The sequence below is a fragment of the Vibrio sp. M60_M70 genome (assembly GCF_037162085.1).
GTDB lineage: Bacteria > Pseudomonadota > Gammaproteobacteria > Enterobacterales > Vibrionaceae > Vibrio > Vibrio diabolicus.
Map to the genome: position 1 here is coordinate 568,783 of NZ_JARLUL010000002.1, position 25,447 is coordinate 594,229.

A 25,447-nucleotide genomic window follows, 5' to 3' on the forward strand; every position below is an offset into this window, starting at 1 on the left:
TACATCATTCATTCTAGGTCATCAGACTTTGATAATGAAATTGACTAAATGGCGATCTTGAGAGAGGAATCACGAACTGATTGCGAAATGACGTATGAATAACAAAGCCCTCACAAGGGGAGTGTGAGGGCTTAAGTTTTTAGCGCGTTACTTGCTGCTAACTTTACCGAGCTGTAACCAAGTATCGATAACGGTGTCTGGGTTTAGTGAAACAGAGCTGATGCCTTGCTCCATCAACCATTCCGCCAAATCTTCATGATCTGATGGGCCCTGACCACAAATACCCACGTACTTACCAGCTTTGGTTGCTGCGTCAATTGCCATTTTCAGCATGATTTTCACCGCCGCGTTACGCTCATCAAATAGGTGAGCAACGTCGCCAGAGTCACGGTCCAGACCAAGCGTTAGCTGAGTCATGTCGTTTGAACCAATCGAGAAGCCGTCAAAGTACTTCAAGAACTCATCGGCAAGTACCGCGTTGGATGGCAGTTCACACATCATGATGACTTTAAGACCTTGGTCGCCACGGCGCAGATCAAACTTCGCTAGCAAATCAATCACTGATGCAGCTTCGCTTGGTGTACGCACGAATGGGATCATTATTTCAACGTTCTTCAGACCCATTTCGTTACGAACGCGCTTGATAGCTTGAGTTTCTAACTCGAAGCAATCTTCAAACACTGGAGAAATGTAACGAGACGCACCACGGAAGCCGAGCATTGGGTTTTCTTCATGCGGTTCGTAGGCATTACCACCAACCAAGTTGCTGTATTCGTTCGACTTAAAGTCAGACATACGAACGATGACGCGTTTTGGCCAGAAAGCAGAAGCGATAGTCGCGATGCCTTCAGTCAGCTTGCTCACGTAGAAATCGATAGGATCTTTGTAACCACGAATGCGCTGTTTAATTTCTGCTTTTAGCTCATCGCTTTGCGCATCAAAGTTAAGTAATGCTTTCGGGTGAATACCGATCATCTTGTTGATGATGAACTCTAGACGAGCAAGACCAACACCTTCGTTTGGAATCTGAGCAAAGTCGAATGCGCGATCTGGGTTCCCCACATTCATCATCACTTTGGTCGGCAGTAGTGGCAGTTCATCAACAGAAGAGCGTTTTACATCAAACTCAAGTTCACCTTGGTAAACGTAACCCGTTTCGCCTTCTGCACAAGATACTGTCACTGTTGCGCCATCAGTCAGTTTGCTTGTCGCATCGCCACAGCCAACGATTGCAGGAATACCAAGTTCACGAGCAATGATTGCTGCGTGACAAGTACGTCCGCCACGGTTGGTAACAATAGCAGAAGCTTTCTTCATCACTGGTTCCCAGTCTGGATCAGTCATGTCTGTAACCAACACATCACCTTCTTGAACCAATGACATTTGGTCCAGAGAGTCAACCAAACGTACTGCACCTTTACCGATACGTTGACCGATTGCACGACCTTCAATCAAAACATCTGCTTTGTTTTGTAGCTCGTAGCGCTCAATCACATTTTGTTCCGTTTGTGAACATACGGTTTCAGGACGCGCTTGAACAATGTACAGCTTGCCGTCGATGCCATCTTTTGCCCACTCAATGTCCATTGGACGCTGGTAGTGCTTCTCGATGATCATCGCTTGTTTGGCGAGCTCTTTGATCTCTTCGTCGTTCAATGAGAACGTGTTGCGCTCTTCATCAGAAGTGTCAACGATATCAACTTGTTTGCCGATCTCTTGGTTGTCAGAGTAGATCATTTTGATCAACTTAGAACCAAATGTTTTCTTAACGATCGGGTGCTCACCTGCTTCAAGCATTGGCTTATGAACGTAGAATTCATCAGGGTTTACTGCGCCTTGAACGACCATTTCACCTAGGCCCCATGAAGAGGTGATGAAGACAACTTGGTCGAAACCAGACTCAGTATCAAGCGTAAACATTACACCCGAAGAAGCTTTGTCTGAACGCACCATACGTTGGATACCCGCAGATAGCGAGATACCACGGTGGTCGAAACCTTGGTGTACACGGTAAGAGATCGCACGGTCGTTAAATAGAGAAGCGTAAACGTGCTTAGTTGCTTCTAGTACTGCGTCGATGCCTTTCACGTTCAAAAACGTTTCTTGCTGACCAGCAAAAGAGGCATCAGGCAGGTCTTCTGCCGTAGCAGATGAACGAACTGCGACTGAAAGCTCAGGGTTGCCTTCAATCAGTTCTTGGTAGTTTTCACGGATTTCTTGTTCAAGGTCCGCAGGGAAAGGGGCCTCTAATACCCATTGACGGATGGTTGCACCTGTCTTACGCAGAGCTTCCACATCCTCAACGTCTAGTTCATCAAGTAATTGGTGAATACGCTCATCCAAACCTTCGTGGTCAAGGAATTGGTTAAACGCGTATGAGGTTGTCGCAAAACCATTTGGTACAGAAACGCCTGCGTTCGCTAGGTTAGAAACCATTTCGCCAAGTGAAGCATTCTTACCGCCGACTTTGTCGACATCATCCATGGATAGGCCATTGAACCAGAGGGTGTTCTTTTGCATGTCTTTCTCCAGAAACATTGCAGCTTAGTAGGGGGACTTAAATCGCTCTAAACAATCGCATGTTGGCTGTTATTACACTTTGACCATATATTGCTTCATTTAGATTGATATCAAAGGCAAACGATTACGTTCCGGCTGAAAAAAATTCAAAAGAATTTTTAAAGCTGTGGTGAACCTAACTGAAAGCCAAACTGATTTATTAATATTATGTTTACCATCCTACTCAAAAGATTTTGAAAAATTAAACAGAAATGCAAATAAATAACCAAAGTCGTGATGTGTTCTATGTTTCTGACGGTACGGCGATAACATGTGAGACATTAGGGCATGTTGTTCTCGGTCAATTTCCGTTCATTCCTAACGAAAAAACCTTTCCGTTCGTAGAAAGCCAGGACAAAGTTGCTGACGTTGTAAAAGAAATTGAAACTTCCTACCAACGCAATGGCGTCAAACCTCTGGTGTTTTTCTCTATCGTGGTGCCAGACGTACGTGAAATGCTGTTGGAAGCGCCTGCATACAGCTACGATGTGTTGGAAAGCATTGTACAGAAAGTGCAAGACGACATTCAGATGGCACCAAAACCCAAGTTGCAGCGTTCTCGCAGTGTGGGAAAGATTCCGATACCTATTTCGACCGTATCGCGGCCATTGAATATACATTGGCGCATGATGATGGCATCACGCTAAAAGGGTTGGAGCAAGCCGATATCATCCTGCTGGGAGTATCGCGCAGCGGGAAAACCCCACCAGCCTATATATGGCGATGCAGTTTGGTTTGCGTGTCGTGAACTATCCGTTCATTGCGGAAGATGTGAAGATGATGCGTTTGTTACCTGAGTTTGAGATCCATCGTCATAAGTTGTTTGGGCTGACTATCGATCCCGAGCGCTTGACTGAAATCCGTGAGAATCGTTTGTCTGGAAGTGATTACGCCAGTACTGAGCAGTGTAAGCTGGAGCTAGACACCGTAGAGGCGTTGTTTAGAAGAGAGGCGATCCCATATATCAATACGTCCTCTCTCTCTGTGGAAGAGATCACCACGCGTATTCTTGAAAAAGCAGGGATGAAGCGCCGTTTGTTTGGTTAACAAGGGGCACCAACATCGTCGTGTGCAAGAGGAGGCGAGTAACTCCTCCTCTTGTGCATCTAAAGATGCCTTACACAGAATGATTTAATAGTATTGGAACATCTTTTGGATGTCTTGATAGTTTTTGGTTTGAGTCAGTGACAGCATCAGTAAGATACGTGCTTTTTGTGGGTTTAGTGTGCCTGAGGCAACAAAGCCATATTTGTCGTCATCAATTTCAGCATCCAAAGTGGTTGAGCCGGTTGGTGTGCGAGAGCTCCTTACAACAACAACGCCATCTTTGCTCGCTTTTTCTAACTCATCAAAGACCGTGTGGTATAAGTTACCATTACCGACACCAGCACTTACGATGCCGTCAAACTTCGCATCCACAAAGGCTTTGACTGGTAAGCTCGACGCATTTGCATAGTTATAAACAATGCCTACTTTAGGTAGTGTGTTGAGTTTTGATACATCGAATGGGGTTTCTGTCGTATGTTTACGCTCTGGGCTTCGTTGATATTTGGCATCGCTATTATGAATGTAACCGATAGGACCAAAGTTAGGTGATTGGAAAGTACTGACGGAAGTGGTGTTTGTTTTAGTTACGTCTCGCGCATCGAATATAGTGTCATTCATCGCGACTAACACGCCGCGCCCTTCAGAATCTTCATCGGTGGCTGTCACGACGGCGTTGTATAAATTAACTGGGCCATCAGCACTCATTGCGGTGGAAGGACGCATTGCACCGACAATCACGACTGGTTTTTTGCTCTTGACGGTCAGATCAAGGAAGTAAGCGGTTTCTTCTAACGTATCGGTACCATGCGTGATGACGATACCGTCAACATCATCTTGAGCGAGCAGTTCGTTGACGCGTTTGGCTAATTTAAGCCATACCTCATCATTCATATCTTGTGAACCGATACTGACCACTTGATCTCCAGAAATATCGGCAATGTTGGTCATACTCGGCACCGCAGAAATCAATGATTCAACGCCGACTTTACCTGCTGTGTAGTTTGACTCGGTTGCAGATTGACCTGCTCCAGCTATGGTGCCACCAGTGGCAAGGATTTTAATGTTCGGAAGATCGGATTGCGCAAAAGAGAACGAACTGATGCATAAACCGAGAGTTATCGTACTGAGGCGGAAAAGATTTTTCGTCATAGGAATCACCTGCTATTAGGTTGGATGTTGGGGAACTCATCTATCCTAAAAACAGCGGGTTAGATTTTTTGAGCACTAGTTCAACAAATTGCAGATGAAGATCGTGATCAAGCAATCAGTTAAAGAACATTAATTCAAACAATTAACTTAAATAACGTGCTTCTTTAACAAGTGAGATGTACTAATAACGTGCACAATGCGTTATATGCTCTAATCTATTGATTGATAAATAAAGAGGGAAGGGAGGCGCGATTAGGTTACTAAACACGAATTGAGAAGTGCAACTTCTTCAAAGTTTACAGTGTAAAAAAAAGCGGCTTTACCCCGGAACAGATAAAAGCCGCTTGCCAATGATGTGTTAATTCACATCTTATCGCATAATCATTTGTTCACGACCAGGACCCACAGACACCATTTTTACTGGTACGCCCATCAGTTCCTCAATGCGTAGAACGTATTTCTGTGCTGCTACTGGAAGCTCTTCAAACTTACGACAACCTGTGATGTCTTCGCTCCAGCTTTCCATCTTCTCGTAGATTGGCGCAAGAGATGCCGTTTGAGGCCAGATTGGGTTTTCGCTGTGGTCGCCTTCGTAGCCAACACAGATTTTCAGATCGTTAAGACCAGTCAAACAGTCTACTTTCGTTAGTGCAATTTCAGTTGCGGCTTGCAGTTCAACGCCATTCTTCGTAGCGACTGCGTCGAAGTAACCCATATCGCGCGGACGACCTGTAGTTGCACCGAACTCGCCTGCAAGTTCTCGGAAAGCATCTTGCTCTTCCATTGCAGTGATCAACGTACCAGTACCTACTGATGAGCTGAATGCTTTTGCAACCGCAATAACGCGTTCAGGACGAAGTGCTGGAAGACCACTGCCGATACCCGCGTACATTGATACAACGTTAGAAGATGTTGTCCAAGGGTACTCACCGTAAACAAGGTCACGACCCGCGCCAAGCTGCGCTTCGAACAATAGAGTTTTGTCTTTCGCTTGTAGTTCTTTTAGAGGAAGCGTTACGTTGCAAATTGAATCGCGCCAAGGTGCAGACACCTCTAGCAACCAGTTCGCCATTTCTTCAGCGGTTTGTTCAAACTCGAATGTTGGGTAAAGCGCACGCAGTTGCGGAAGTTTCCAATCCATCATGAATTGAAGGCGTTCAACCAATACTTCTGGTTGCTTCAACCAACCAACAAGGATGCCTTTCTTCATTACGCGGTCACCGTACGCAGGTGCAATACCTTGACGAGTTGAACCGTATGCTTTGTCGCCTAAACGTTGTTCTTCTAGCGTATCTTCTAGTGCGTGTAGAGGTAGACACAGTGTTGCGCGATCAGAGATGCACATATTCACTTTTACGCCCGCTTCTTCAACTTCCGCAATCTCCTGAGACAGCAACGCAGGGCTGATAACCATACCCGGACCTAATACTGCCAAACAGTCTGGGTTGAAAACGCCACTTGGTAGCTGGTGCAGCTTGAACGTACCTAGGTCGTTAACCACGGTATGACCCGCGTTGTTACCACCTTGGAAACGAATGCTCGCAGAAGCTTGCTCTGCCAAAAAGTCAACGATGCGGCCTTTGCCTTCATCACCCCAGTTTGCACCCACAACAACGATAGACGACATAATTTAATCTCCAAAAACAGATGCAAAAATCTTAAGGCGTTCGCCATAATAAGAGAAATTAATTATACTCATTAACTTGATAAGAATCTCATATCGGAATTGGCAATGTTAGATTTGAACTGGCTGCGAACCTTCGTAACTCTTGCAGAGGTAAAGCATTTCGGCAAAACAGCGACGGAACTGCACATGACGCAACCGAACGTCAGCTTGCATATCAAGCAGTTGGAGCAGGCCACGCGCACGAAATTGATTGAGCGAAATCCTGTGCAGTTGACGCAAGCGGGAAAGCGTTTGTTAGATACGGCGCAGCGGATGCTTAATGAGCTGCAAATTTGCCAATCGGATCTCAATGCCATCAACGATCTTACGCAGGGGACGCTTTCTATTGCGGCGAGCGATATCGTTTCACGTTTACTGCTTATCAAACCGTTCCAGCAATTCAAAAGTGAATACCCGGGTATCGACTTGGCATTGTTCAATACCACGTCTTCTCAAGCGGTGGATTTGGTGAAAAGTGCGCGTGCCGATATCGGCTTTGTTATCGCACAAAAAGAGAGTCAACCGCTGCATTTTACGCCTCTCACGCAAATTCACTGGTGTGCGTTTGGCGATAACATTTTTGAGTGGCAGGACAATCGAAAAGAGAGCCAGACGTTGATTCTGCTAGGGCACGACACGCGAACCCGTGAGCTGATAGATGCGTCTTTACCTGAGTTAAATCTGCCTAAGCATCGCGTGATGGAAGTGGGCAGTGTGGAAGCACAAATCGACTGGGCAGAAGCAGGATTTGGGACCGCCATTGTGCCGGATTTCTCTCTTGATCCGAGGTTAATGCTTTCCCGAGAAGTCACGCCTTTGCCTAGTTTTCCAAACACCGATTTCGGCTACATTGTGCGCCAAAATCAGGTGCTCTCCAAAGCCGCCAAACAGCTACTCACTTGGGTTGGAGAGAATGTGTCAGTGGTGGGAGAGTAACGGATGAAAGATGACGACATTATTGTTTCGCTGCCCTCTCTGATTCATCGCATTGGCGGTGAGAATGCTAAACGCATTAAAGTCATTGCGGCGGATTGCGGGTGTGACGTTAAGCGAGTTAGGCGTTCTCGTCATTGGCAAGTTTCTGGAGAAGCTTTGAACTTAAAAGCGTTACTTGATCAGCTAAAAGCAGGACAGTGTGAAGAGCTAAGGTTTGTGATGAATAAGTTGGAGAAAGGGTTATCCGTTCATCAGGACAAACTGGAACCGTTGGAAGAAAAACTGATTCGGTTGGTGGTGCAAAACCCAAATATCACCTTGGCGGAGTTGATGACAGAAACGCACTGTACGATTGCGCAAGCCAGAGCAGCTCGGTTTGAAGCGGAAATGCTTTAGCGTAGAATTTTTATTTACTCATTCTAGCAGCCAATGTTACGGTGCGGGCTATTACTAAAAATTAAGGCCATTTTTTATCATGGATATTTGGAAGCTCCTCCTTTTTATTCCCGCTTGCTTTGCTCTGAATATGACTCCAGGCCCAAACAACTTATTGGCAATGAATAATGCGCGTTGTTACGGTTTTCGTGCCGCGTTTGTCGCTAGTTTAGGGCGTATTACGGCATTTTCTGGCATGATCGCGCTGTCTGCCTCTGGGCTCGCCGTGATTTTGTACACATCAGAAATGCTGTTTTTAGCGTTAAAGCTGGTGGGGGCGTTGTATCTATTGTGGATTGCATTCAACCTTTGGCGTTCTGAATCGAGCCCGATCTCTGAGTTAACTAACTCACGCAACTATGCAGGGCTTGCGAAACAAGAGTTTACGCTTGCCGCCGGTAACCCGAAAGCGATTCTTATTTTTACTGCATTTTTGCCGCAGTTTGTTGATGTGAACGCCAACGTTCAAGAGCAGTTTTTTGCCCTTGGCTCCACGTTTTTGATTTTAGAAATGGTCGCCATTTCAATTTACGCGATTTTTGGTTTGTACCTTAGACATTGGTTTTCAAATCCAAAGATGGCGAAACGTTTTAATCGCGGATGTTCGCTGTTTTTAGCCGCATCTGGTGTGAATTTGCTACTAAGTAAGCAATAACGCATATCATTTCTGTAGCGTATTTTTCTATTAAAAAAGAGCCGCTGATATAACATCAGCGGCTCTTTTCGTTGATGCATCTATTGTTTGTTGTTACCACATCAAGTCATCTGGCACGACGAAATCTGCGTATGGGTCGTCTTCTGCTGGAATGTCCGATTCTGGTTCTTTCTGTTCGATGATGACGGATTCATCACGTTGAGCAATTTTATTTGCTACTCCGCGTGGAATGACAACGTAGCTTTCACCGACAATAGCAATGGCTAGAATGCCTTTAATCAACTGTTCGCGGATGAGAGCATCAACATACAGTGACTTAACCAAGGTGCCATGGGTGAAGTTGTACTTAATATCGCCATCTTTTAAGTCGATCTTGTTCATCTCAATCAATTGATTGATTTGCGCTTTGAGCTCTTTATTCAAACGCTCGGCATTTTGCTGTTCGCTCAATTGTTTATCACGCTCTAACTGTTGGCGTTTATTCTCTTCAACCGCCGCTTTTACTTCGCGTGCTTGAACGCGTGATTTTTTAGAGCCTTTCTTCGCTTTCTTTAGTTTCTTTTCATTAACTAAGCCAGCTTTCAGCATTTGTTCTTGAAGGGTAAGTTTTGCCATGTTTCATCCAGTTAGTGCGCAATTTTGTGCATTTTAGCGAGTCCTTATCAGCAAGGAAAGGGCGATGATGACACGTCGGAGAAATTATCGGACTCAAGCAAACGCAATGCGTCCCAAAGCATCACTTGGTTGGAGCTTAGTACAGGAATACCAAAGCGGCTTGAGAAATAAGGCAGTAGATGCATGACTCGCATGTTCGTGCATGAAATAAATACCGCGTCCACAGTGCAATCAATCGACTCAAGCAGCTGCGCTAAGGCATTTTCTACGTCTTGTCCTCCAATGGTTGGGATATGGGGATCGTAGTCGAGATTGAAATACCCAAAGGCCAGAACGTCAATGCCATGTTCGGTCATGGACTCATAAAGTGGGTGATTGACGTCATTGGTATACGGCGTCAGCATAACGATTCTTTGAGCTTGATGGTGTTCAAGCGCTCTCAGTGCGGCTTGCCAAGGGTTAGTTGTTATGGCTTCGGGTCTCTCTTGACGAATTAAATCAGTGATTTGATCGGAGCCAATGAGCACACTAGCTGACGTACAGCCAAACGCCATGACGTTGATTGGCCACATTGGCACGATGGTGCGTACACACTCGCGGATACTGTTTTGCATGTCTGTTAAGTGCAGAGGATCGACAGTACCTGTGGTGAGAAAGCGTGAAGTGTATAAGCGGACATCTGCGGGTAAATGCTCGCGCCATTCGTTTTCTAGCACATAGTCGGTCGCGAGTTGAATGAGTCCGATTGAACGTTGATAAGCGGAGACATCCGCCGAAAAATCAAACTGAGTGGTTAAAGATTGAAACGTACAGAGCTCTGGCATGTTACGGCCCTCAAAAAGTGCGGTGGTTGCCCACCGCCAAAGTCACAGGGAATAAGTTACATCGTGGATTGAATGCTGGTGAGTTGTTGAGCAGTATAGTCAGCGATTGCGGTGTCTTGAACGCCAGTCCCTGTTAAATCACATACCGAAACATCGTCAACACGCCTTGAGTAGGGGTGCTTGCCGCAAATGATGTCGCCAAGTTCGACTAGGCTACGGGTGAGCGGTTTATCTACACTGCGTAGCTCGCCAAGTGATTCTGACTGACTGATTCGATCAACCACCAGATGCTCAGCGTTTAGGATGACCGAGGTGGCAAGCTCACGTTTATGAGGGCTGTCTGAACCCATAGCTATCACGTGTGCTCCTGATGGGATATCTTCCCAGTTCAGCAAAGGTTCTTTTGATGGTGTTGTCGTGACAATAATGTCGGCTTCTTGGCATGCTTGCTGGATAGAGGAGTGTACGGATACGGATAGATCGTATCGTTGCTCCATGCGTTGTTTGTAAGCCTGCGATTTTGTGTTGTCTCTTGCCCAGATGTTCACTTGGGAGATTGGCCTAACTAATTTTATTGCAGCGACTTGTAGTTCTGCTTGAAGCCCACTGCCAATAACCGTAATTTTGGATGCTTCTGAGTTCGACAGGTATTTCGCGGAGATAGCGCCGGCGAGAGCAGTACGAATGTCGGTTAGATACCCTTCGTCAAACAATACGCTATCAACCAGCCCTGTTTTCGCGCTAAAGAGGACCATCAAACCATTTAGGCTCGGTAGTCCCAGTTTCGGGTTATCAAAAAATCCTGGGCTGATTTTTATCGCGAAGCGCTCATTACCTTTGATATGCGCCGTTTTTACATCCACTTCGCCGTTATGCTCTTCAATTGCCATGCTAAGAATCGGAGGCATAGTGACGTTGCCTTGCCCAAGCGCTTTGAAGCCATTTTCCACGGCCGCTAACGCATTAAGATCTAACTGAGTTACTTGCTCTATCTGAGATTTATTATAGATTTTCATTCGCACGACCTCGGTTACTCTTTGACTTGGCGGCCAATTTTTAACGCCGTCTCAAAAGTGTCTGATGAGACGTTTTTTCCACTGAGCACCAAAACGACTTTCTTACCGCGTAAGTCCAGTTGATGCTGGTGAATGGCGGCAAGCCCCACTGCGGCCGCGCCTTCTACGGCAAATTTTTCTGCATCGAAAATATCTGCCATGCCTTTGGCGATGTTGTGTTCACTGACTAAAAACGCTTTATCCATGACTTCTTGCACGAGTTTGAAGGTATAGCGATTGTCTAAACCTATGCCGCCACCTAAGCTGTCAGCAAACGATTCGTGCTCTTCAACTTGCACTGGTTTTCCTGCTTTAATGCTTTCTACCATCGCAGCGCCTTTGTCCATGGAAACGCCATACACGTTCACTTTGCTGCTGTTTGATTTTGCGGCTAAGCCAATACCACCAATCAATCCGCCGCCAGATAGCCCGGCGAAAATGACGTCGACATCAGGAAGATCTTCAATGATTTCTAGTCCAATGGTCCCTTGTCCGGCGATGATGTCTGGGTGTTCGAATGGTGAGAGATAAGTCATCGACTCTTCTTCTGTTAGCCTCAATGCTTCTCGCTCCGCGTCGTCTTGAGCTTGCCCAACAATTCGAACTTCTGCGCCTAATGCTTTAATTGCGTCGACTTTGTTTTGTGGCACTAAATTGGACATACAAATCACGGTGCGGACTCCTAGTCGTTGCCCAGCATAAGCCACGGCACGGCCGTGATTACCAGTAGAGCAAGTGACGACGCCATGTTGTTTTTGTTCCTCACTCAGTTTGTTCATGGCATGAGTCGCTCCACGCAATTTAAAAGCACCAATAGGTTGTAGTGTTTCCAGTTTTAACCAAATTTCACATTGATATTGTTGCGATAACAGTGGTGAGTGAAGTAATGGTGTGCGACTGACTAATCCGTTAATCGCTTTCTTTGCGGCAAAGATTGCTTGTGTTTCCATGTAGTACGTCTCTTAGGACCGCCCCCCCCCAATTTGGTCAGAGGGGGCGGTAATCATTGGTAGGTTTTTGAGTTGGTTAATTCGCGGCTATTTTGGCTGCCACTGTTTAGACGTGACGAGGTTATCCATCACTTTATTGACCGCTTGGTGCGCTTTGTCGACAATAGTGTCGATGTCATTACGGTTCGCGATAAGCGGTGGAGCAAAGCCGAGGATGTCACCATGTGGCATGGCACGAGCGATTAAGCCTTGCTCTAAACAGGCTGCCGCGATTTGCGGACCCACTTTCAAGTTTGGATCAAAGTGTGCTCGGCGGAGTTTGTCTGAAGAAAACTCCAACGCATGCAACAAGCCAACGCCACGAGTATCACCGACCAATGGATGATCGTTAAACGTCTCCGCCATGCGTTGCTGCAAGTAAGCGCCGACCTCGGCTGCGTTTTGCACCAAGCCTTCACGTTCAATGATATCGAGGTTGCAGTTCGCGGCTGCCGCTCCCATTGGGTGACCGGAGTAGGTATAACCGTGTCCGATAGCGCCCCATTGGTCGGTGCCGTTTTCTAGCATACTCCAAACTCGTTCACCGACGATCACGCCAGACAGCGGTTGATACGCTGAGGTTAACCCTTTCGCTACCGTGATGAGATCCGGTTTCATGTCGTAGTGCAGTGAGCCAAAATCGGAGCCGAGGCGGCCAAAGCCACAGACCACTTCATCCGCAATCAAGAGTACATCGTATTTGTCGAGTACTTTGCGGATCGCCTGCCAGTATCCTTCTGGTGGTGGCACAATACCGCCAGTACCGAGCACTGGTTCCGCAATCATCGCTGCTACCGTTTCTGGGCCTTCTTCCAAGATCATCGCTTCGAGTTGATCCGCACAATATTGAGAGAATTCAAGCTCAGACATGCTCTCGTCTTCACGGCGATAGTAATACGGCGCCATGGTGTGCTTGATGCGCTCAAGCGGTAAATCAAAATGTGCGTGGAACAGAGGCAACCCTGTCATTGAACCCGAAGCGATACTTGAACCATGGTAGCCGCGATCACGGGAGATAATTTTTTCTTCTCTGGTAGACCACGAGCATTGTTGTAATACCAGACCAATTTAAGTTGAGTTTCGTTCGCATCACTGCCTGACATGCCGTAGTAGACTTTACTCATGCCTTCAGGCGCCATTTTGATGATGCGATCTGACAGTGTCACTAGTGCTTCGTTGGTATGACCGACGTAAGTATGGTAGTACGCCAGCTCTTTGGCTTGTTCATAAATGGCATCGGCCATTTCAGTCCTACCATAGCCAATGTTCACACAATACAACCCGGCAAAGCCGTCTATCAGCTCGATGCCTTCTGAATCGGTGATGCGTATTCCGCTTCCGCTCGAGATAATTCTTCCCGAAAGCTCCCCAGCCGCATACTGCTTCAGGTGGGTTGAGGCATGAAATACTCTCTGACGGTCGATCTCTAAAAGTTGTTGGGTTTTGTTGCTCATGATCCTTCTCCTCGAATAATTGGATATCCATATTTCGTGCCTTAACTGCCACTGACGGTTGGTAAAGCGCCTAAGCAGCAGTATTTGATTTCACTGTATTCTTCAAAGCCGTGGCGACTGCCTTCTCGTCCAAGCCCTGACTGTTTCACGCCGCCGAATGGGATAGGGTGGCCAGTCATCTTGACGGAGTTCACGCTCACCATGCCAAATTCCAAACCACGCATGCAGCGCCAAATTTGGTGAATATCGTGGCCATAAACATAGGCAGCTAAGCCGTACTCAGTGTCGTTGCTCATTTCAATCACGGTATCTAAGTCTTGGTAAGGCAACACGCCTGCCACAGGACAAAAATTCTCTTCGCGATACACCGCCATATCAGGGGTGACATCGGCCAGTAATGTTGGCGCGAAGAAGTTTTCGCCTGGTACGGGCTGGTGGTATCCCGCTACCAATCGCGCGCCTTTGTCGAGTGCGTCACGCACCAAATCATGCGCTTTATCCACCGCAGCGCGATTGATCAGCGGCCCCATGGTGGTTTTTTCATCTAAACCATTACCCAAAACAATGTGGTTCATTTCTTTGGCAAACGCTTCCAAAAACGCTTCGTACTTATCGTCAGGGACGAAGATACGGTTTGCGGCCAAGCAGTCTTGTCCTGCGGTTTGAAACTTGGCATCCACGGCGGCTTTGGCTGCTTGCTCGACATCCATATCTGGCAGCACGATGAAAGGGGCATTACCACCGAGCTCCATGCTGCACTTCTTCACGGTTTGTGCCGCGTCACGCAGCAGCAACTTACCCACTCGAGTTGAACCTGTGAATGAGAGCGCTTTGACTTTATCGGAGTGACACAAGGTTTGTGACACCATCACCGCATCGCCAGTGATCACGTTAAATACACCAGGTGGAAAGCCAGCTCGGTCTGCTAACTCTGCCAAGGCCAATGCGGAGAAAGGCGTTTCACTGGCAGGTTTGATAAGCACCGGACAGCCTATCGCTAATGCTGCGGCGGCTTTACGGGTGACCATTGCATTAGGAAAATTCCATGGTGTAATCAATGCTGCGACACCAATCGGTTCGCGCACCGTTGACAGCTGCGCATTCGGAATATGACTTGGGATGGTTTCGCCATAACTGCGGCGTGCTTCCTCTGCAAACCAACGAACAAAGGATGCGCCGTAGTCGATTTCACCCAAAGCATCACTTAATGTTTTGCCTTGCTCCATAACCATCAAACGAGCAAGATCTTGTTTTGATTCTAAAATCAGATCGTGCCAACGCATGAGAATTTCAGCGCGTTCTTCTGCTTGCATTTTTCGCCATTGACGAAAGGCTTGGTCGGCTTCATCAATCGCTTGATAGAGTTGTTGCTGAGATAGCTTGGTAATGTAGCCGATGACCGTACCATCCGCTGGATTATCCACCGGATGAAATTGGTCACCACTTATCCATTTGCCATTTACGTACGCTAAACCTCTCACCAAACGTACGTCTTTCATTATCGCCATCATGTCGTGCGAGGCTTTTAATTCCTCAGCATGTAAGCTGTGCAGTGCTGTCATGAGTCCTTCTCCCAGCGTCGTTGTCCATAGTTAAACTGTAATGGAGAAGTGACCGAAATAATTTCTGATGCCGAGGTTTAAACCATCAAAACTTTCTTTTCCACACCGTTAGATATGGTGATTTTTCTGGTTGTCTTTTAAGCGTGTTTTCCCTTTTAGAACAAGGCGTTTTGGTTCACTTCTAATGTGCCTGCATCACGTTTGATTGTTTTCGTCACGATGTAAGTAAAGTAGCGCTCAATGCCCACTTCTGACTCTAACCAGTTGTCGATAAGCCGCTGATATTGATCAATATCTTCCGACTGAATTTTGAGGATGTAATCGACACCGCCGCCTGTGGCATAACAATCAGTGACTTCTGGTGAGTGTTGAACCAGTTGCTCGAAACGCTTGAACGCTTGGGCGCTGTGCTCTTTGAGCGTAACTTCAACCATGACCGACGTTCGTTTGAACAAAACATCGGTATTTACTTTTGCCCCGTAGCCTTCAATGATGCCTGCTTCTTCCAGTTTTTTGACACGCTCCCAGCAAGGGCTCACGGATAGGTTAATGGCCTCGGCAAGGTGAGATTTGGTAATACGGCCATTGTCATGAAGTATTTGTAGAATTTTTACGTCGTAGCGATCGAGGCGCATAATTGGTCTCCCTGTAAAATACCAATCAGTTCAGAATAGTTGATGACTGGTCAACCGCTATAAGGTGGCCCGAAGGCCACTCCTTTTTCTGTTATTGATTGAACTCTTGTTCCAGTGAGCTCAGCACCGCTTTACCGCTGTCGCCTGTAAGCTCGATGTATTTGTCCCGCATTGGCATAGAGGCTTGTTCAAATGCTGCACGTTCGTCACTGTCGAGTTTGATCATCTGCATATCTGGTTTTGCTTGCTTAATTTGCTCAAGACGTTTTTGGTTAAACTCATCCTGTTTTTCAAATATAAAGTCAGTCATACCAGCGATGACTTTATTGACCTGATCTTGGCGGTCTTGTGGAAGGGTTTCGAACCAACTGTTGTTGGTAATGACAGTCGTAGTAAATTGTTGCTGTCCTGCCCAGATCATGTAGTCGTTCACTTCGTAGAACTTCATTTCTTCGATAGCAAAAACGGGGTTTACTTGACCATCGATCATTTTAAGTTGCAGAGCACCATAGACTTCTGAGTAGGGTAAAGGCGTAGGGTCGGCTCCAAACGATTTATAAGCCTCAACCAGCATTGGCGATGCCATCACGCGTATTTTGAAGTTATCAAAATCTTTTGGAGAACGAATCTCACGGTTGGTCGTCCACACCATTTCACCTTCTGGATACATAGTGAGAAGTTTGAGGTTTTTCTGTTCTAGCTTTCCGCCGAGTGTGTCATAGATAGTAGGGCTTGAACTCAGCACTTTTTTATTCACATCATTGTCTTGCGACAAAAGGTAAGGGATGGAGAAAACCTGCATTTCGGGCACGAATGAACCAAAAATACCTGGCGATGCGTTGGTAAATTGGATAATACCGTTCGCAGTAAGCTCGGTAAGATCTTCTGACTGACCCAATGTACCGTATGGATAGACTTCCACTGTGACGTCGCCATCGGTTGCATTTTCGATGCGCTTTTTAAACTCTTGCGCATAAGCATCTTGCACCGAGCCTTTGACTTCTTCTAGAGCGAATTTCCACGTCTCTGCATAAACATTGCTGGTGGCAAAGCTGGCAGCGATCAGTACGGCACTCGTTAGGTAGCTGTGTTTCATCGGATTCATCCATTTCTTCCTTAATCAGTTTGTGAGTCAATTCACCAACGGCAGGTGATACACCAGACCCGATGTTGTGTCGTGTTTAGGGCGTGTTGACCTTTCGAGCTGATTTTTGCAGCGATTTGTGGGTGGCCTGCATAAAAAGCCGATAACGCAGTAGAAATGAACCACAAAGGCTGCCCGAAGGGTTCGGTTAAAATCGTTTTATGCTTTGTTGAAGACCATTTGCTTAGAATGACTAGGCTGCATAGTCTTCGCCGCGCCTAAAACGATTTTACCTCGAACAAAATTTAACCGCGAAAGGTCAATACGCCCTAGTAAGAGTTAGTTTAATTCGCCACAGTCTTCGGCAATTACGGCGACCGTGTCACCAATGTTGACCATGGCAGGGAAACGACGTGCAGCAAAAATCCCACTGCGCTGCGCTTTGTATTCGATTGGGTCGCTCCCTGTACGCTCGGTTGAATAGATTCTTGCCAGTACATCGTCTTGTTTGATGGTATCGCCAAGCTCAAATAAGTATTCGGTGATACCGTTGTGCTGGCTTTGCACGTAGCAACTTGCATCGGGCATATCAAGCAACCTAGTTGGTAGGGTTGGTTTTTCGTAATCACCTGATAAGTTGCCCGAAAAACGCAAGAAGTTACGAATACCTCGGTCGGCATAAGCGATGGTTTCTGGAGTGCTGGTTCCGCCACCTCTGAGCTCTGTGGTGACGAAAATTTTGCCTTGAGATTCCACTGCAGTGTCGTACAGGCTGGTGGCGTCCATTTCGAGCAAGATCATGGTGTAAGGTGCGCCAAACAGTTTCGCACCTAAGATGCATGCTTCTTCTTGATCGAGGTTGTCGAGACGATGGGCTGCGGCGAAAGGTACGATGTCTAACGTTTTTCCACCTGAATGAATGTCTAACGCAAAATCGCACATGGGTACTAAGTAACGAGTAAAGTAATCCGCGATTTTTTCGGTCACTGAGCCTACAGGGTTTCCGGGAAAGTTGCGATTTAAATTCCCTTTATCGATAGACGATGTGCGCGAGGCATTTTGTACCGCAGGTAAGTTCATCATTGGCACAATAATGACGCGACCTTGGATTTGCTCTGCTTGCAGCGAGTTTGCCAATTTTAGCAGGCTGGTGATGCCTTCGTATTCATCACCGTGATTACCGCCAGTAAGCAGCGCCGTTGGCCCGTGACCATTTTTGATCACGGTGATAGGTATCATGATGCTTCCCCAAGCGGAGTCATCATGGGAATAGGGCAGCGCTAAAAAGCCGTGCTGCACGCCTTCTCGGTCAAAGTCTACGGTGGCTGTGATCGAGCTCTTTTGCATATCGAGTCCTTTTTGTTCTTAAGCCTAGTTCAGCAGAACTTACTGTTTGAAAAATTAGTGTTTAACAAATAAGTGGCGTGGGAAATCACACAGTGTTTTTGCACCATCACGGGTGATCACAATGCTTTCGGTGGTTTCTAACCCCCAATCTTCAAACCATAGCCCTGGCATAAAGTGGAATGTCATGCCTTCTTTTAATACGGTTTTATCAGTGTCTCGCAAGCTCATGGTTCGTTCCCCCCAATCAGGTGGGTAGCTCAGACCAATTGGGTAACCACATCGGGCGCCTTCACGTGAGAATCCTGCTTTATCGAGGACTTGGTTCAATGCGTTGGCGATGTCGGCGCAAGTATTGCCTGGTCTTGCGACTTCTAAGCCTGCTTCGAGACCTAAAGTTAATGCTTCATCTGCACGTTTGAATTTGTCGTCCGGTTCCCCAAGAAAAATAGTGCGAGAGAGTGGGCAATGGTAACGGCGATGCGCGCCAGCGATTTCGAAAAAAGTGCCCTCGCCTTTTTTGAAAGGCCTATCGTCCCACGTTAGGTGAGGTGCAGAAGCATCAGAACCAGATGGCAAAAGCGGTACGATCGCGGTGTAATCGCCAAAGTGATCTTCATGCCCAAGTACTGCTTGGCGGTTAATCTCGGCGACAAGGTGATGTTTCGGTAATCCTGGCTCGATCATATCGAACGCGACGCGATGCATGTTTTCAACAATGCGAGCTGCGCGGTACATATAAGCCAGTTCTTGATCAGATTTAACGGCGCGACACCAATTGACTAGCCCGGTTGCATCGAGAAGTTGAGCATTCGGTAAGTGCGTGGTGAGTGACTCGTAAGCGGTGGCACTAAAGTAATAGTTATCTTTTTCCACACCGATACGGCCGCGATCCCAAAGACGCGCGGCGAGTACCGCTTCTACCAGAAAATCCATTGGGTGCAATGGTGGGTTCATTACATAGTGGTCTGGGTAGTAGGTGATATTTTCTGCCGACATATATGCAGTTCTGTATGCCCCATTGGCATCTTGGCAGCGCCCAAACCAAACAGGCTCGCCAGATGATCCTACAACGACACATTGTGGGACATAAAAAGACCAACCGTCATAACCTGTCAGCCATGCCATGTTAGAAGGATCGTGAATGATAAGGACATCCAACTCTCGTTCTTCCATCGACTGCCGAACTTTTGTTAATCGGTCCTGGAATTCATCCAGTGTAAAATGCAAAGCAACGCCTCTCATATTTTCTCCTTGTTAAAAATCCGACGCCTTATGGGCCTTCGGAGACGTTGAGGTATTTCTACCTTCCACCAGGTCAGCCAGACCTGCGTTTAAAAACTATTGCAACTCACCACTGCGGCTGGGTTTGGATTAAACGATGCCATTTAACATGTTTGTTGAATCTATATTTCTCATGTCAATCATTACAATTGTGGCTCATTTTTGTGCATTACACCGCATTTGATGGCTAAAAACTCGCCATTTGTTAAATTGAAGTTACAATGAGCATTAAAAATGAATCAATTAAAATATTGTGTCATGACAATTTCTTTGAACCCGATCATTCGCCCAGGCACCGCTAAGTACATCTCCATTGGCAATTATCTTGTCGAATGTGTCCGCAGTGGTTACCTAAAACCCGGTACTCGACTACCCACACATCGTGAGTTTGCGGAGCAAATTGGCGTGAGCGTACAAACCGTCAGTCATGCATATGGTTATGCAGAGAAAAAAGGTGCGCTCGAGTCTTGGGTGGGAAACGGTACGTTTGTAAAATCAGGCTTTGTGGATGAAAGCACGGACACGGAGTTCATGCTGACGCAAGAGATGAAAGAAACGCCGGATGAAATTGATATGTCGATCGCTCATCCGGTAGTAACTGATCGCCACATTACGCTTTTTAATCAGGCGTTAATGGAAATTGCTGGGCAAACAAACAATCGCAGTTTGATCAGTAAAGCAAAGCCAGTAACAGGTCAGCCTCATCATATTGAGTCCGGAGCGCGATTTCTCAGTAGCCAAGGGTTAGACGTTGGTACCGATCAAATATTACTCACAAATGGTGCATGCCATGGCTTGACCTTGGCTTTAAGCACCGTTGTTGAACACGGTGATTTAGTCGCTTGTGGTCACTTAGTCGATCATGGCTTGATCTCTCGCTCGAGAATGCTTGGATTTAAGTTACAGCCGCTTGAGATGGATGAGTTTGGTATCACGCCGGATGCATTTGAATGGGCATGTAAACACAAACCAATCAAGGCGCTGTGTTGCACACCGAGCATGGCCAATCCGAATAGTGCGCATATGGATATTTCGCGCCGAGAGGCGATAGCAAATATTGCGAAGCAGTATGAGATCTACGTGATTGAAGATGACGTGTATGGGGCACTAGAGCCCAATCGTGTCCCACCTCTCGCCGCACTGTTACCCGAGCAGGCTTTTTATGTCACCAGTTTAACCAAAGTCGTAGCGCCAGGTATGCGTACGGGCTATTTAACGGTCCCACGTCATTTTTTGCAGCATGCGATTGGCCGTTTAGCTGCGACGAGTTGGTCTGCGACCCCGCTACCGTTTGAAGTCGCTCATTTGTGGATCGAGAACGGTACATTAAATCGACTTGTTCGATTTCAAGTCAATGAATTTGCCAAGCGCCAGCGAATAGCAAAAGCCACCTTAGAAGGGCATGTTTATAGCTCACACCCGAATGGTCAGCACATTTGGTTGAGGTTACCCGAGCAGTGGAGCAGTGATGATCTGGTCGCTTCGGCTAAGCGTTCTGGGGTGCAGATCACGGGGTATAAACCTTTTGTTCTCGATACTAATCAGCCAATGCCTTACGTGCGAATCAGTTTGGGAGCAGAGACTAATCGAGGCTACATCAAGCATGGGTTATCTGTGATTGCAGAAATTCTCGATACAAACCCTCCAACCTCTCACTTTTTGGTCTGAGCAGTATGCTCTGACCAATTTTTTCTGCGAAAGCGCCAAGTTCAGAAAATCTTTCTTATTCACCTGATTGACTTGATTGTAATGAAAAAGATAACGTTTCATTAACATTTTTGTTGATCAGGAGCAGCGCGGATGAAAGGGATTTTTCAGTGGCTAGATAAATATATACAGAAAGCGGAGGCGGCACTGCTCATTGGCTCGGTGCTTCTTATTGCGTTGAACTCAATTGCTAACGTGTTAGGGCGCTACCTCTTTAGCCAAAGCATCTACTTTTCAGAAGAACTCAATTATTTCCTCATTATCGCCGTCACGTTTATTGGTTGCAGTTATGCTGCCCGCCAATCTCGCCATATCCGTATGACGGCATTTACCGATATGCTTCCAAAGCGTATACAAACTTTAGCCAACGGCATTATTTATTTACTCACCGCAGCATTGGTGGCGGTGCTAACTTGGTATTCGTGGCAATACATTGGCAAGGTGAGCCAAATGGGGCGTCTTTCTCCTGCAATGCAAGTACCTTTGAGTTGGGTGTACTTAATCGCACCGATTGGCCTTTTCTTTAGCACGGTTCAGTTCGCGCGTGTGGGTGGTCGCCATATCAAACGTTTCATAACGCTGACAAAGCTTTCACGCTCATCTCGACCAGATGGCGTCGGCTCTGCCACTAAGCAGGAGAAAGCGCTATGACGACCGCTCTTGTTGCAACGATGATCACGTTGTTGGCTTTTGGCTTTCCGATGTTGGTACCGCTATTAGCGGCGACCATGTTGGGATTTATTGTTTTTCTTGGCTTGGGGCCAGATTTTATGATCCAGCAAATGCTTGCTGGCATCAAACCCGCTGCGTTGATCGCTGTGCCTATGTTTATTCTCGCGGCAGAAATTATAACCCGAGGCGTGGCAGCAACGCGCTTGCTAGATGTCGCAATGGCGTTTGTTGGGCACGTTCGTGGCGGTCTGGCGATCACCTCATCGCTTAGCTGTGCGATGTTTGGTGCGGTATCGGGGTCTACACAAGCCACCGTTGTTTCTGTTGGCTCTATTATGCGACCGAAAATGTTGGAGTATGGTTACAAAGACAGTTTTGCTCTGGCTTTGATTATTAACGCCTCTGACTTAGCGCTCCTTATTCCACCGAGTATCGGTATGATCATCTATGGTGTGGTGTCTGGAACATCGGTTGCTGAGCTGTTTATTGCTGGTATTGGACCAGCGATCGTGATTTTATTGATGTTTTCTGCCTACTGTTATTTTTATGCAGGCAAAAGCTCTGTAGAAAATGCCCCGCGAGCCAGCTGGAAAGAGCGTTGGACCACAATACGTAAAGCGGTTTTACCATTTGGTTTTCCGATCATTACTGTTGGCGGTATTTATGCTGGAGTATTTAGCCCTACCGAAGCGGCGTCGGTTTCGGTGTTGTACGCTGTGTTATTAGAAATGGTTATCTTCCGTAAAGTGAAATGGAAGGAGCTTGGCGAAATCGCGCTTTCTACGGGCATGGTTACCGCGGTGGTATTTATCTTAGTCGCAGCAGGGGCTGCTTTTTCTTGGGTAATTTCATTTGCCCAGATCCCGCAAGAATTGTTGGGTATGATCGGGATTAATGATCTTTCGCAGACCGAGTTACTGGTCGTTATTTCAATTGCGTTCTTTATTGGTTGTATGTTCGTTGATCCAATCGTAGTGATGCTGATTTTGATCCCTATCTTTGCACCTGTGATTAAGTCCTCTGGCATTGACCCAGTACTGGTCGGCACCATCGTGACCTTGCAAGCTGCGATAGGTTCTGCAACGCCGCCATTCGGTTGTGATATTTTTACCGCGATTGCCGTGTTTAAACGTCCTTATGTGGAAGTGATTCGCGGCACACCACCGTTTGTGTTCATCTTGCTTTTGGTCTCTGTGATGCTGATTTTCTTCCCTTCGATTTCACTTTTCTTGCGTGATCTAGCGTTTCGATAGTATCGACTAAACGCTCAAAGCCGCTGAATATCAGCGGCTTTTTAATCTTTGCTCTCAAACTGGTTCAACTTATTCTTTTCTCCAGTCTCCATTGGCTGGGAGACTTCCCCGTCCAACTGCGAAAGTGACGGCTGAATACCGCGGGTTCTGCATAGCCCAGTTGCAATGCGATATCGGTAATACTCTGAATATTTTCACTTAAACGCTGCTCGGCAAAATCCTGTCGTACTTGTTGTAACAACTGTCGATAACTTGTTTCCTGTTGTTTTAACTTGCTTTGCAGCATTCTTGGGTGTAAATCCAATGCTCTGGCGACACGCTCCACGCTGCATTCTCCAGTCGATAGCAAACGACCAATCATATTGGCCGCTTGGTCACTGAGATTGTTGGGATAGCGAGTTTGCAGCTCTTTGAGGTGCTGCTGAAAATGGCGCTCTAGTGCGTCTTCATCTTGGTGGTTCTTAGCGTTAAGCAGGCTCGCTTTAAGTAGGATACCGTCAAACTTATCACCAAAACGCAGTTTGTTCTGCTGAGCAAACTTGCTTTGCTCTACTTCCAAGGTTGCGTGTTGAGTCAAATGGAGCGCGAAGTGGCTTGCTTCAATATCGAGCAAACTGGCGATAAACATGGCTAAGTGTGACACACTGAGCTGCATCAACTGCGCAATACCGCGGTCACTATTCACATCAATATTGAGCGACAATCGTACCCAATCATCTTGTGGCGTCATGTTGAGAGTAACGCCTGACGAATGCAAATAGAGATAATCATTCACTCGCGCCAATGCATCACCGACCGTTTCAGCACGAGAAACCAGCATCGGCAAATCGCCTAAACTTTGCAGGTTTTGGCGCTCGGCGAGTAACGCACCAAACAACGGTTGCTTACAACGAGCAGCCGCTTCCTCCAGCAATTCAGCCAATCTTGGATAAGCGAGATACGTATCGGGATCGCGAAACTGCGCGGCAGACAGGCCAGCAGCGGCCATTATCTCTTGCGGATTCTGACCTAATTCTGAAACCAAGCTATCAAATTTATCGGCAGCGCCACTTCGTACGATATACATGTCTCGATTTTTAAATGTTAACAGGTTGTAAATCGCAATATATCAAATTTACTTCGTAAAAGGTCAAGTGAGTGCCAGTGAGTTGATCTAAGTTACATTTCGATAACAACAACGCATGGATGAGAAGCTGTATGGAACTTATCAATAAAACTGCCATCGTGACTGGCGCTGCGGGTGGAATTGGGCAAGCTATTATTGCAAAGCTAAGAGAGCAAGGAGCCAAAGTGCTTGCTGTCGATATTTCAGAGCAATCACTGCAAATGTACGCAAGTTTTGGCTCTAAGCAGTTGGAAACCTTTGTTGCGGACGTCACCGATTACCAACAAGTCGAAGCCATGGTGAGGTACGCGGTCGAACAATTTGGCTCACTTGACATCATGGTCAACAATGCAGGTATCGGCGCACCGAAACCTCTGCTTGAACATGATCCTATCGCCGACTTTGAGCCTATCTCTAAAGTCAACCAAAACGGCGTTTACTATGGCATTCTCGCCGCTGGACGACAATTCCAAGCGCAAGGGACACCGGGCGTGATCCTCAATACCTCTTCCATTTACGCCCAAATGGCCTCCGAGATGACGTTTACCTACAACGTCAGTAAAGCCGCAGTCGATATGATGACCAAATGCGCCGCTCTAGAGTTAGCGCCTCTGGATATTCGTGTGTGTGCCGTCGCTCCGGGACGTGTCGATACTCCGATGTTAAGGCAATACGAAGAGATCGGCTTGTGGAACCACATCCGCAAAGAACAGATGCGCCAAAACTTCACGCAACCAGAAGAGATTGCCAACGTGGTAGCGTTTCTTGTCAGCGAGAAAGCCAACTGTATCAACGGCTGCACCATTAGCGCATCTGACGGTTTCGAGAATTTTAAGTACCCGCTCATGGGATAGATGGAATAGGCGAGCACGCCAAATTACAGCAATAGTGAGGATGTAAGTTATGTCATTACCAGAAGTTATTCAGCATCAAGATTTCCTATTAACTCTTAATACTAATGAAGAGTCGATCATTAAAGACGCGCTACCGGGTGTTGATGTTTACCCGCTGTTTCTTGACCCAGAAAATGGTACGTGGGTGATTCGCGCCAAGTTCAAACCGGGTATCACTCTGCCTAAGCACTTCCATACTGGTGTGGTGCATTTCTATACACTGAGTGGCGCGTGGCACTACATCGAGTATCCAGACCAAGTCCAAACCGCTGGTAGCTACTTATATGAGCCGGGCGGTTCGATTCATACCTTTCACTGTCCAGAAGAGTCGGGTGGCGCAGATGGCTTTATGGTGATCCAAGGTGCGAACATTAACTTTGACGAAGAGGGTAACTTTATCAACATCATGGATGCAGGTTGGATTGAGCAAGTGGTGGTTGCCGCTGCCAAAGCGCAAGGCTTCACTGCGCGCTATATCAAACCGGGTGCGATTGCTGCCCTGAGTGATGAGCTAGCGGAGTAAC

General features: G+C 46.8%; 21 protein-coding genes and 2 pseudogenes. 9 read left to right on the plus strand and 14 right to left on the minus strand.

The features are described 5' to 3' along the window. Nucleotides 1–147 precede the first annotated feature (147 nt). Entirely contained in the window at nt 148–2,520 is a 2,373-nt protein-coding gene (gene ppsA / locus P4S59_RS18325) for a phosphoenolpyruvate synthase (RefSeq protein WP_085343270.1), read from the minus strand. A gap of 251 nt (nt 2,521–2,771) precedes the next feature. Here ppsA and ppsR point away from each other — a divergent pair. After that, a pseudogene (gene ppsR, locus P4S59_RS18330) lies at nt 2,772–3,606 on the plus strand (posphoenolpyruvate synthetase regulatory kinase/phosphorylase PpsR). A gap of 84 nt (nt 3,607–3,690) precedes the next feature. On the opposite strand, the gene ansB reads toward ppsR, so the two are convergent. Beyond that, nucleotides 3,691–4,755, minus strand: coding sequence for an L-asparaginase 2 (gene ansB / locus P4S59_RS18335; RefSeq protein WP_337168821.1), 1,065 nt, complete (start codon nt 4,753–4,755; stop codon nt 3,691–3,693). A 370-nt stretch (nt 4,756–5,125) separates the two neighbouring features. Continuing rightward, nucleotides 5,126–6,382 carry an adenylosuccinate synthase gene (locus tag P4S59_RS18340; RefSeq protein WP_104973443.1) on the minus strand — a complete coding sequence of 419 codons (1,257 nt, stop codon included), beginning with the start codon at nt 6,380–6,382 and terminating at the stop codon, nt 5,126–5,128. A gap of 105 nt (nt 6,383–6,487) precedes the next feature. Here P4S59_RS18340 and P4S59_RS18345 point away from each other — a divergent pair, with 105 nt between their 5' ends. From P4S59_RS18345 to P4S59_RS18355, 3 genes are all read left to right on the plus strand, one after another. After that, nucleotides 6,488–7,357: a LysR family transcriptional regulator gene (locus P4S59_RS18345; protein WP_006741384.1), complete on the plus strand. Its 870-nt coding sequence runs from the start codon at nt 6,488–6,490 to the stop codon at nt 7,355–7,357. A gap of 3 nt (nt 7,358–7,360) precedes the next feature. After that, nucleotides 7,361–7,753: a ribosome recycling factor family protein gene (locus P4S59_RS18350; RefSeq protein WP_048624767.1), complete on the plus strand. Its 393-nt coding sequence runs from the start codon at nt 7,361–7,363 to the stop codon at nt 7,751–7,753. 79 nt (nt 7,754–7,832) lie between these two features. Next, nucleotides 7,833–8,447 (plus strand): LysE family translocator, encoded by a 615-nt coding sequence (locus P4S59_RS18355; RefSeq protein ID WP_006741386.1) that lies wholly within the window; start codon nt 7,833–7,835, stop codon nt 8,445–8,447. A 93-nt stretch (nt 8,448–8,540) separates the two neighbouring features. On the opposite strand, the gene P4S59_RS18360 is transcribed toward P4S59_RS18355, so the two are convergent. The 10 genes and pseudogenes from P4S59_RS18360 to doeA all read right to left on the minus strand — a co-directional run bounded on the left by P4S59_RS18360 (nt 8,541) and on the right by doeA (nt 19,254). Then, nucleotides 8,541–9,062, minus strand: a complete 522-nt coding sequence (locus tag P4S59_RS18360) for a DUF2058 domain-containing protein (RefSeq protein WP_337168822.1) — start codon at nt 9,060–9,062, stop codon at nt 8,541–8,543. Nucleotides 9,063–9,109: 47 nt separating this feature from the next. Then, nucleotides 9,110–9,886: a maleate cis-trans isomerase family protein gene (locus tag P4S59_RS18365; RefSeq protein ID WP_134645445.1), complete on the minus strand. Its 777-nt coding sequence runs from the start codon at nt 9,884–9,886 to the stop codon at nt 9,110–9,112. Between the two features lie 56 nt (nt 9,887–9,942). Beyond that, nucleotides 9,943–10,902, minus strand: coding sequence for a cyclodeaminase (locus tag P4S59_RS18370; protein WP_046875814.1), 960 nt, complete (start codon nt 10,900–10,902; stop codon nt 9,943–9,945). 14 nt (nt 10,903–10,916) lie between these two features. Then, nucleotides 10,917–11,891 carry a hydroxyectoine utilization dehydratase EutB gene (gene eutB, locus P4S59_RS18375; protein ID WP_006741390.1) on the minus strand — a complete coding sequence of 325 codons (975 nt, stop codon included), beginning with the start codon at nt 11,889–11,891 and terminating at the stop codon, nt 10,917–10,919. 87 nt (nt 11,892–11,978) lie between these two features. Next, a pseudogene (locus tag P4S59_RS18380) lies at nt 11,979–13,384 on the minus strand (aspartate aminotransferase family protein). A 41-nt stretch (nt 13,385–13,425) separates the two neighbouring features. Continuing rightward, entirely contained in the window at nt 13,426–14,946 is a 1,521-nt protein-coding gene (locus P4S59_RS18385) for an NAD-dependent succinate-semialdehyde dehydrogenase (RefSeq protein ID WP_337168823.1), read from the minus strand. A 155-nt stretch (nt 14,947–15,101) separates the two neighbouring features. Further along, a complete protein-coding gene (locus P4S59_RS18390) occupies nt 15,102–15,581 on the minus strand; it encodes an Lrp/AsnC family transcriptional regulator (RefSeq protein ID WP_006741393.1) in 480 nt (159 codons plus the stop codon). A gap of 91 nt (nt 15,582–15,672) precedes the next feature. Next, entirely contained in the window at nt 15,673–16,686 is a 1,014-nt protein-coding gene (locus tag P4S59_RS18395; RefSeq protein WP_337168824.1) for a TRAP transporter substrate-binding protein, read from the minus strand. A 318-nt stretch (nt 16,687–17,004) separates the two neighbouring features. Beyond that, on the minus strand, nt 17,005–18,012 hold the full coding sequence (gene doeB, locus P4S59_RS18400; RefSeq protein WP_337168825.1) for a N(2)-acetyl-L-2,4-diaminobutanoate deacetylase DoeB: 1,008 nt from the start codon (nt 18,010–18,012) through the stop codon (nt 17,005–17,007). A 54-nt stretch (nt 18,013–18,066) separates the two neighbouring features. Next, complete coding sequence (gene doeA, locus P4S59_RS18405) at nt 18,067–19,254, minus strand: ectoine hydrolase DoeA (RefSeq protein WP_337168826.1); 1,188 nt, start codon at nt 19,252–19,254, stop codon at nt 18,067–18,069. 273 nt (nt 19,255–19,527) lie between these two features. Here doeA and ehuR point away from each other — a divergent pair, with 273 nt between their 5' ends. The 3 genes from ehuR (at nt 19,528) to P4S59_RS18420 (ending at nt 22,925) form a co-directional block, all read left to right on the plus strand. Next, nucleotides 19,528–20,961 carry a MocR-like ectoine utilization transcription factor EhuR gene (ehuR, locus tag P4S59_RS18410; protein ID WP_080936811.1) on the plus strand — a complete coding sequence of 478 codons (1,434 nt, stop codon included), beginning with the start codon at nt 19,528–19,530 and terminating at the stop codon, nt 20,959–20,961. Between the two features lie 132 nt (nt 20,962–21,093). Beyond that, nucleotides 21,094–21,651, plus strand: a complete 558-nt coding sequence (locus tag P4S59_RS18415; protein ID WP_258634053.1) for a TRAP transporter small permease — start codon at nt 21,094–21,096, stop codon at nt 21,649–21,651. After that, on the plus strand, nt 21,648–22,925 hold the full coding sequence (locus P4S59_RS18420) for a TRAP transporter large permease (RefSeq protein WP_005392736.1): 1,278 nt from the start codon (nt 21,648–21,650) through the stop codon (nt 22,923–22,925). Before P4S59_RS18415 ends, P4S59_RS18420 begins: the two co-directional genes overlap by 4 nt. 64 nt (nt 22,926–22,989) lie before the next feature. Here the strand turns inward: P4S59_RS18420 and P4S59_RS18425 are convergent, their stop codons facing one another. After that, a complete protein-coding gene (locus tag P4S59_RS18425) occupies nt 22,990–23,991 on the minus strand; it encodes an AraC family transcriptional regulator ligand-binding domain-containing protein (protein WP_337168827.1) in 1,002 nt (333 codons plus the stop codon). 131 nt (nt 23,992–24,122) lie between these two features. On the opposite strand from P4S59_RS18425, the gene P4S59_RS18430 reads away from it, so the two are divergent. Then, the gene (locus tag P4S59_RS18430; protein ID WP_237308738.1) at nt 24,123–24,884 is read left to right on the plus strand and encodes an SDR family NAD(P)-dependent oxidoreductase; all 762 of its coding nucleotides are present in this window, start codon (nt 24,123–24,125) and stop codon (nt 24,882–24,884) included. A 49-nt stretch (nt 24,885–24,933) separates the two neighbouring features. Continuing rightward, nucleotides 24,934–25,446, plus strand: coding sequence for a 2,4'-dihydroxyacetophenone dioxygenase family protein (locus tag P4S59_RS18435; RefSeq protein ID WP_025633388.1), 513 nt, complete (start codon nt 24,934–24,936; stop codon nt 25,444–25,446). The last annotated feature ends 1 nt before the right edge of the window (nt 25,447 follow it).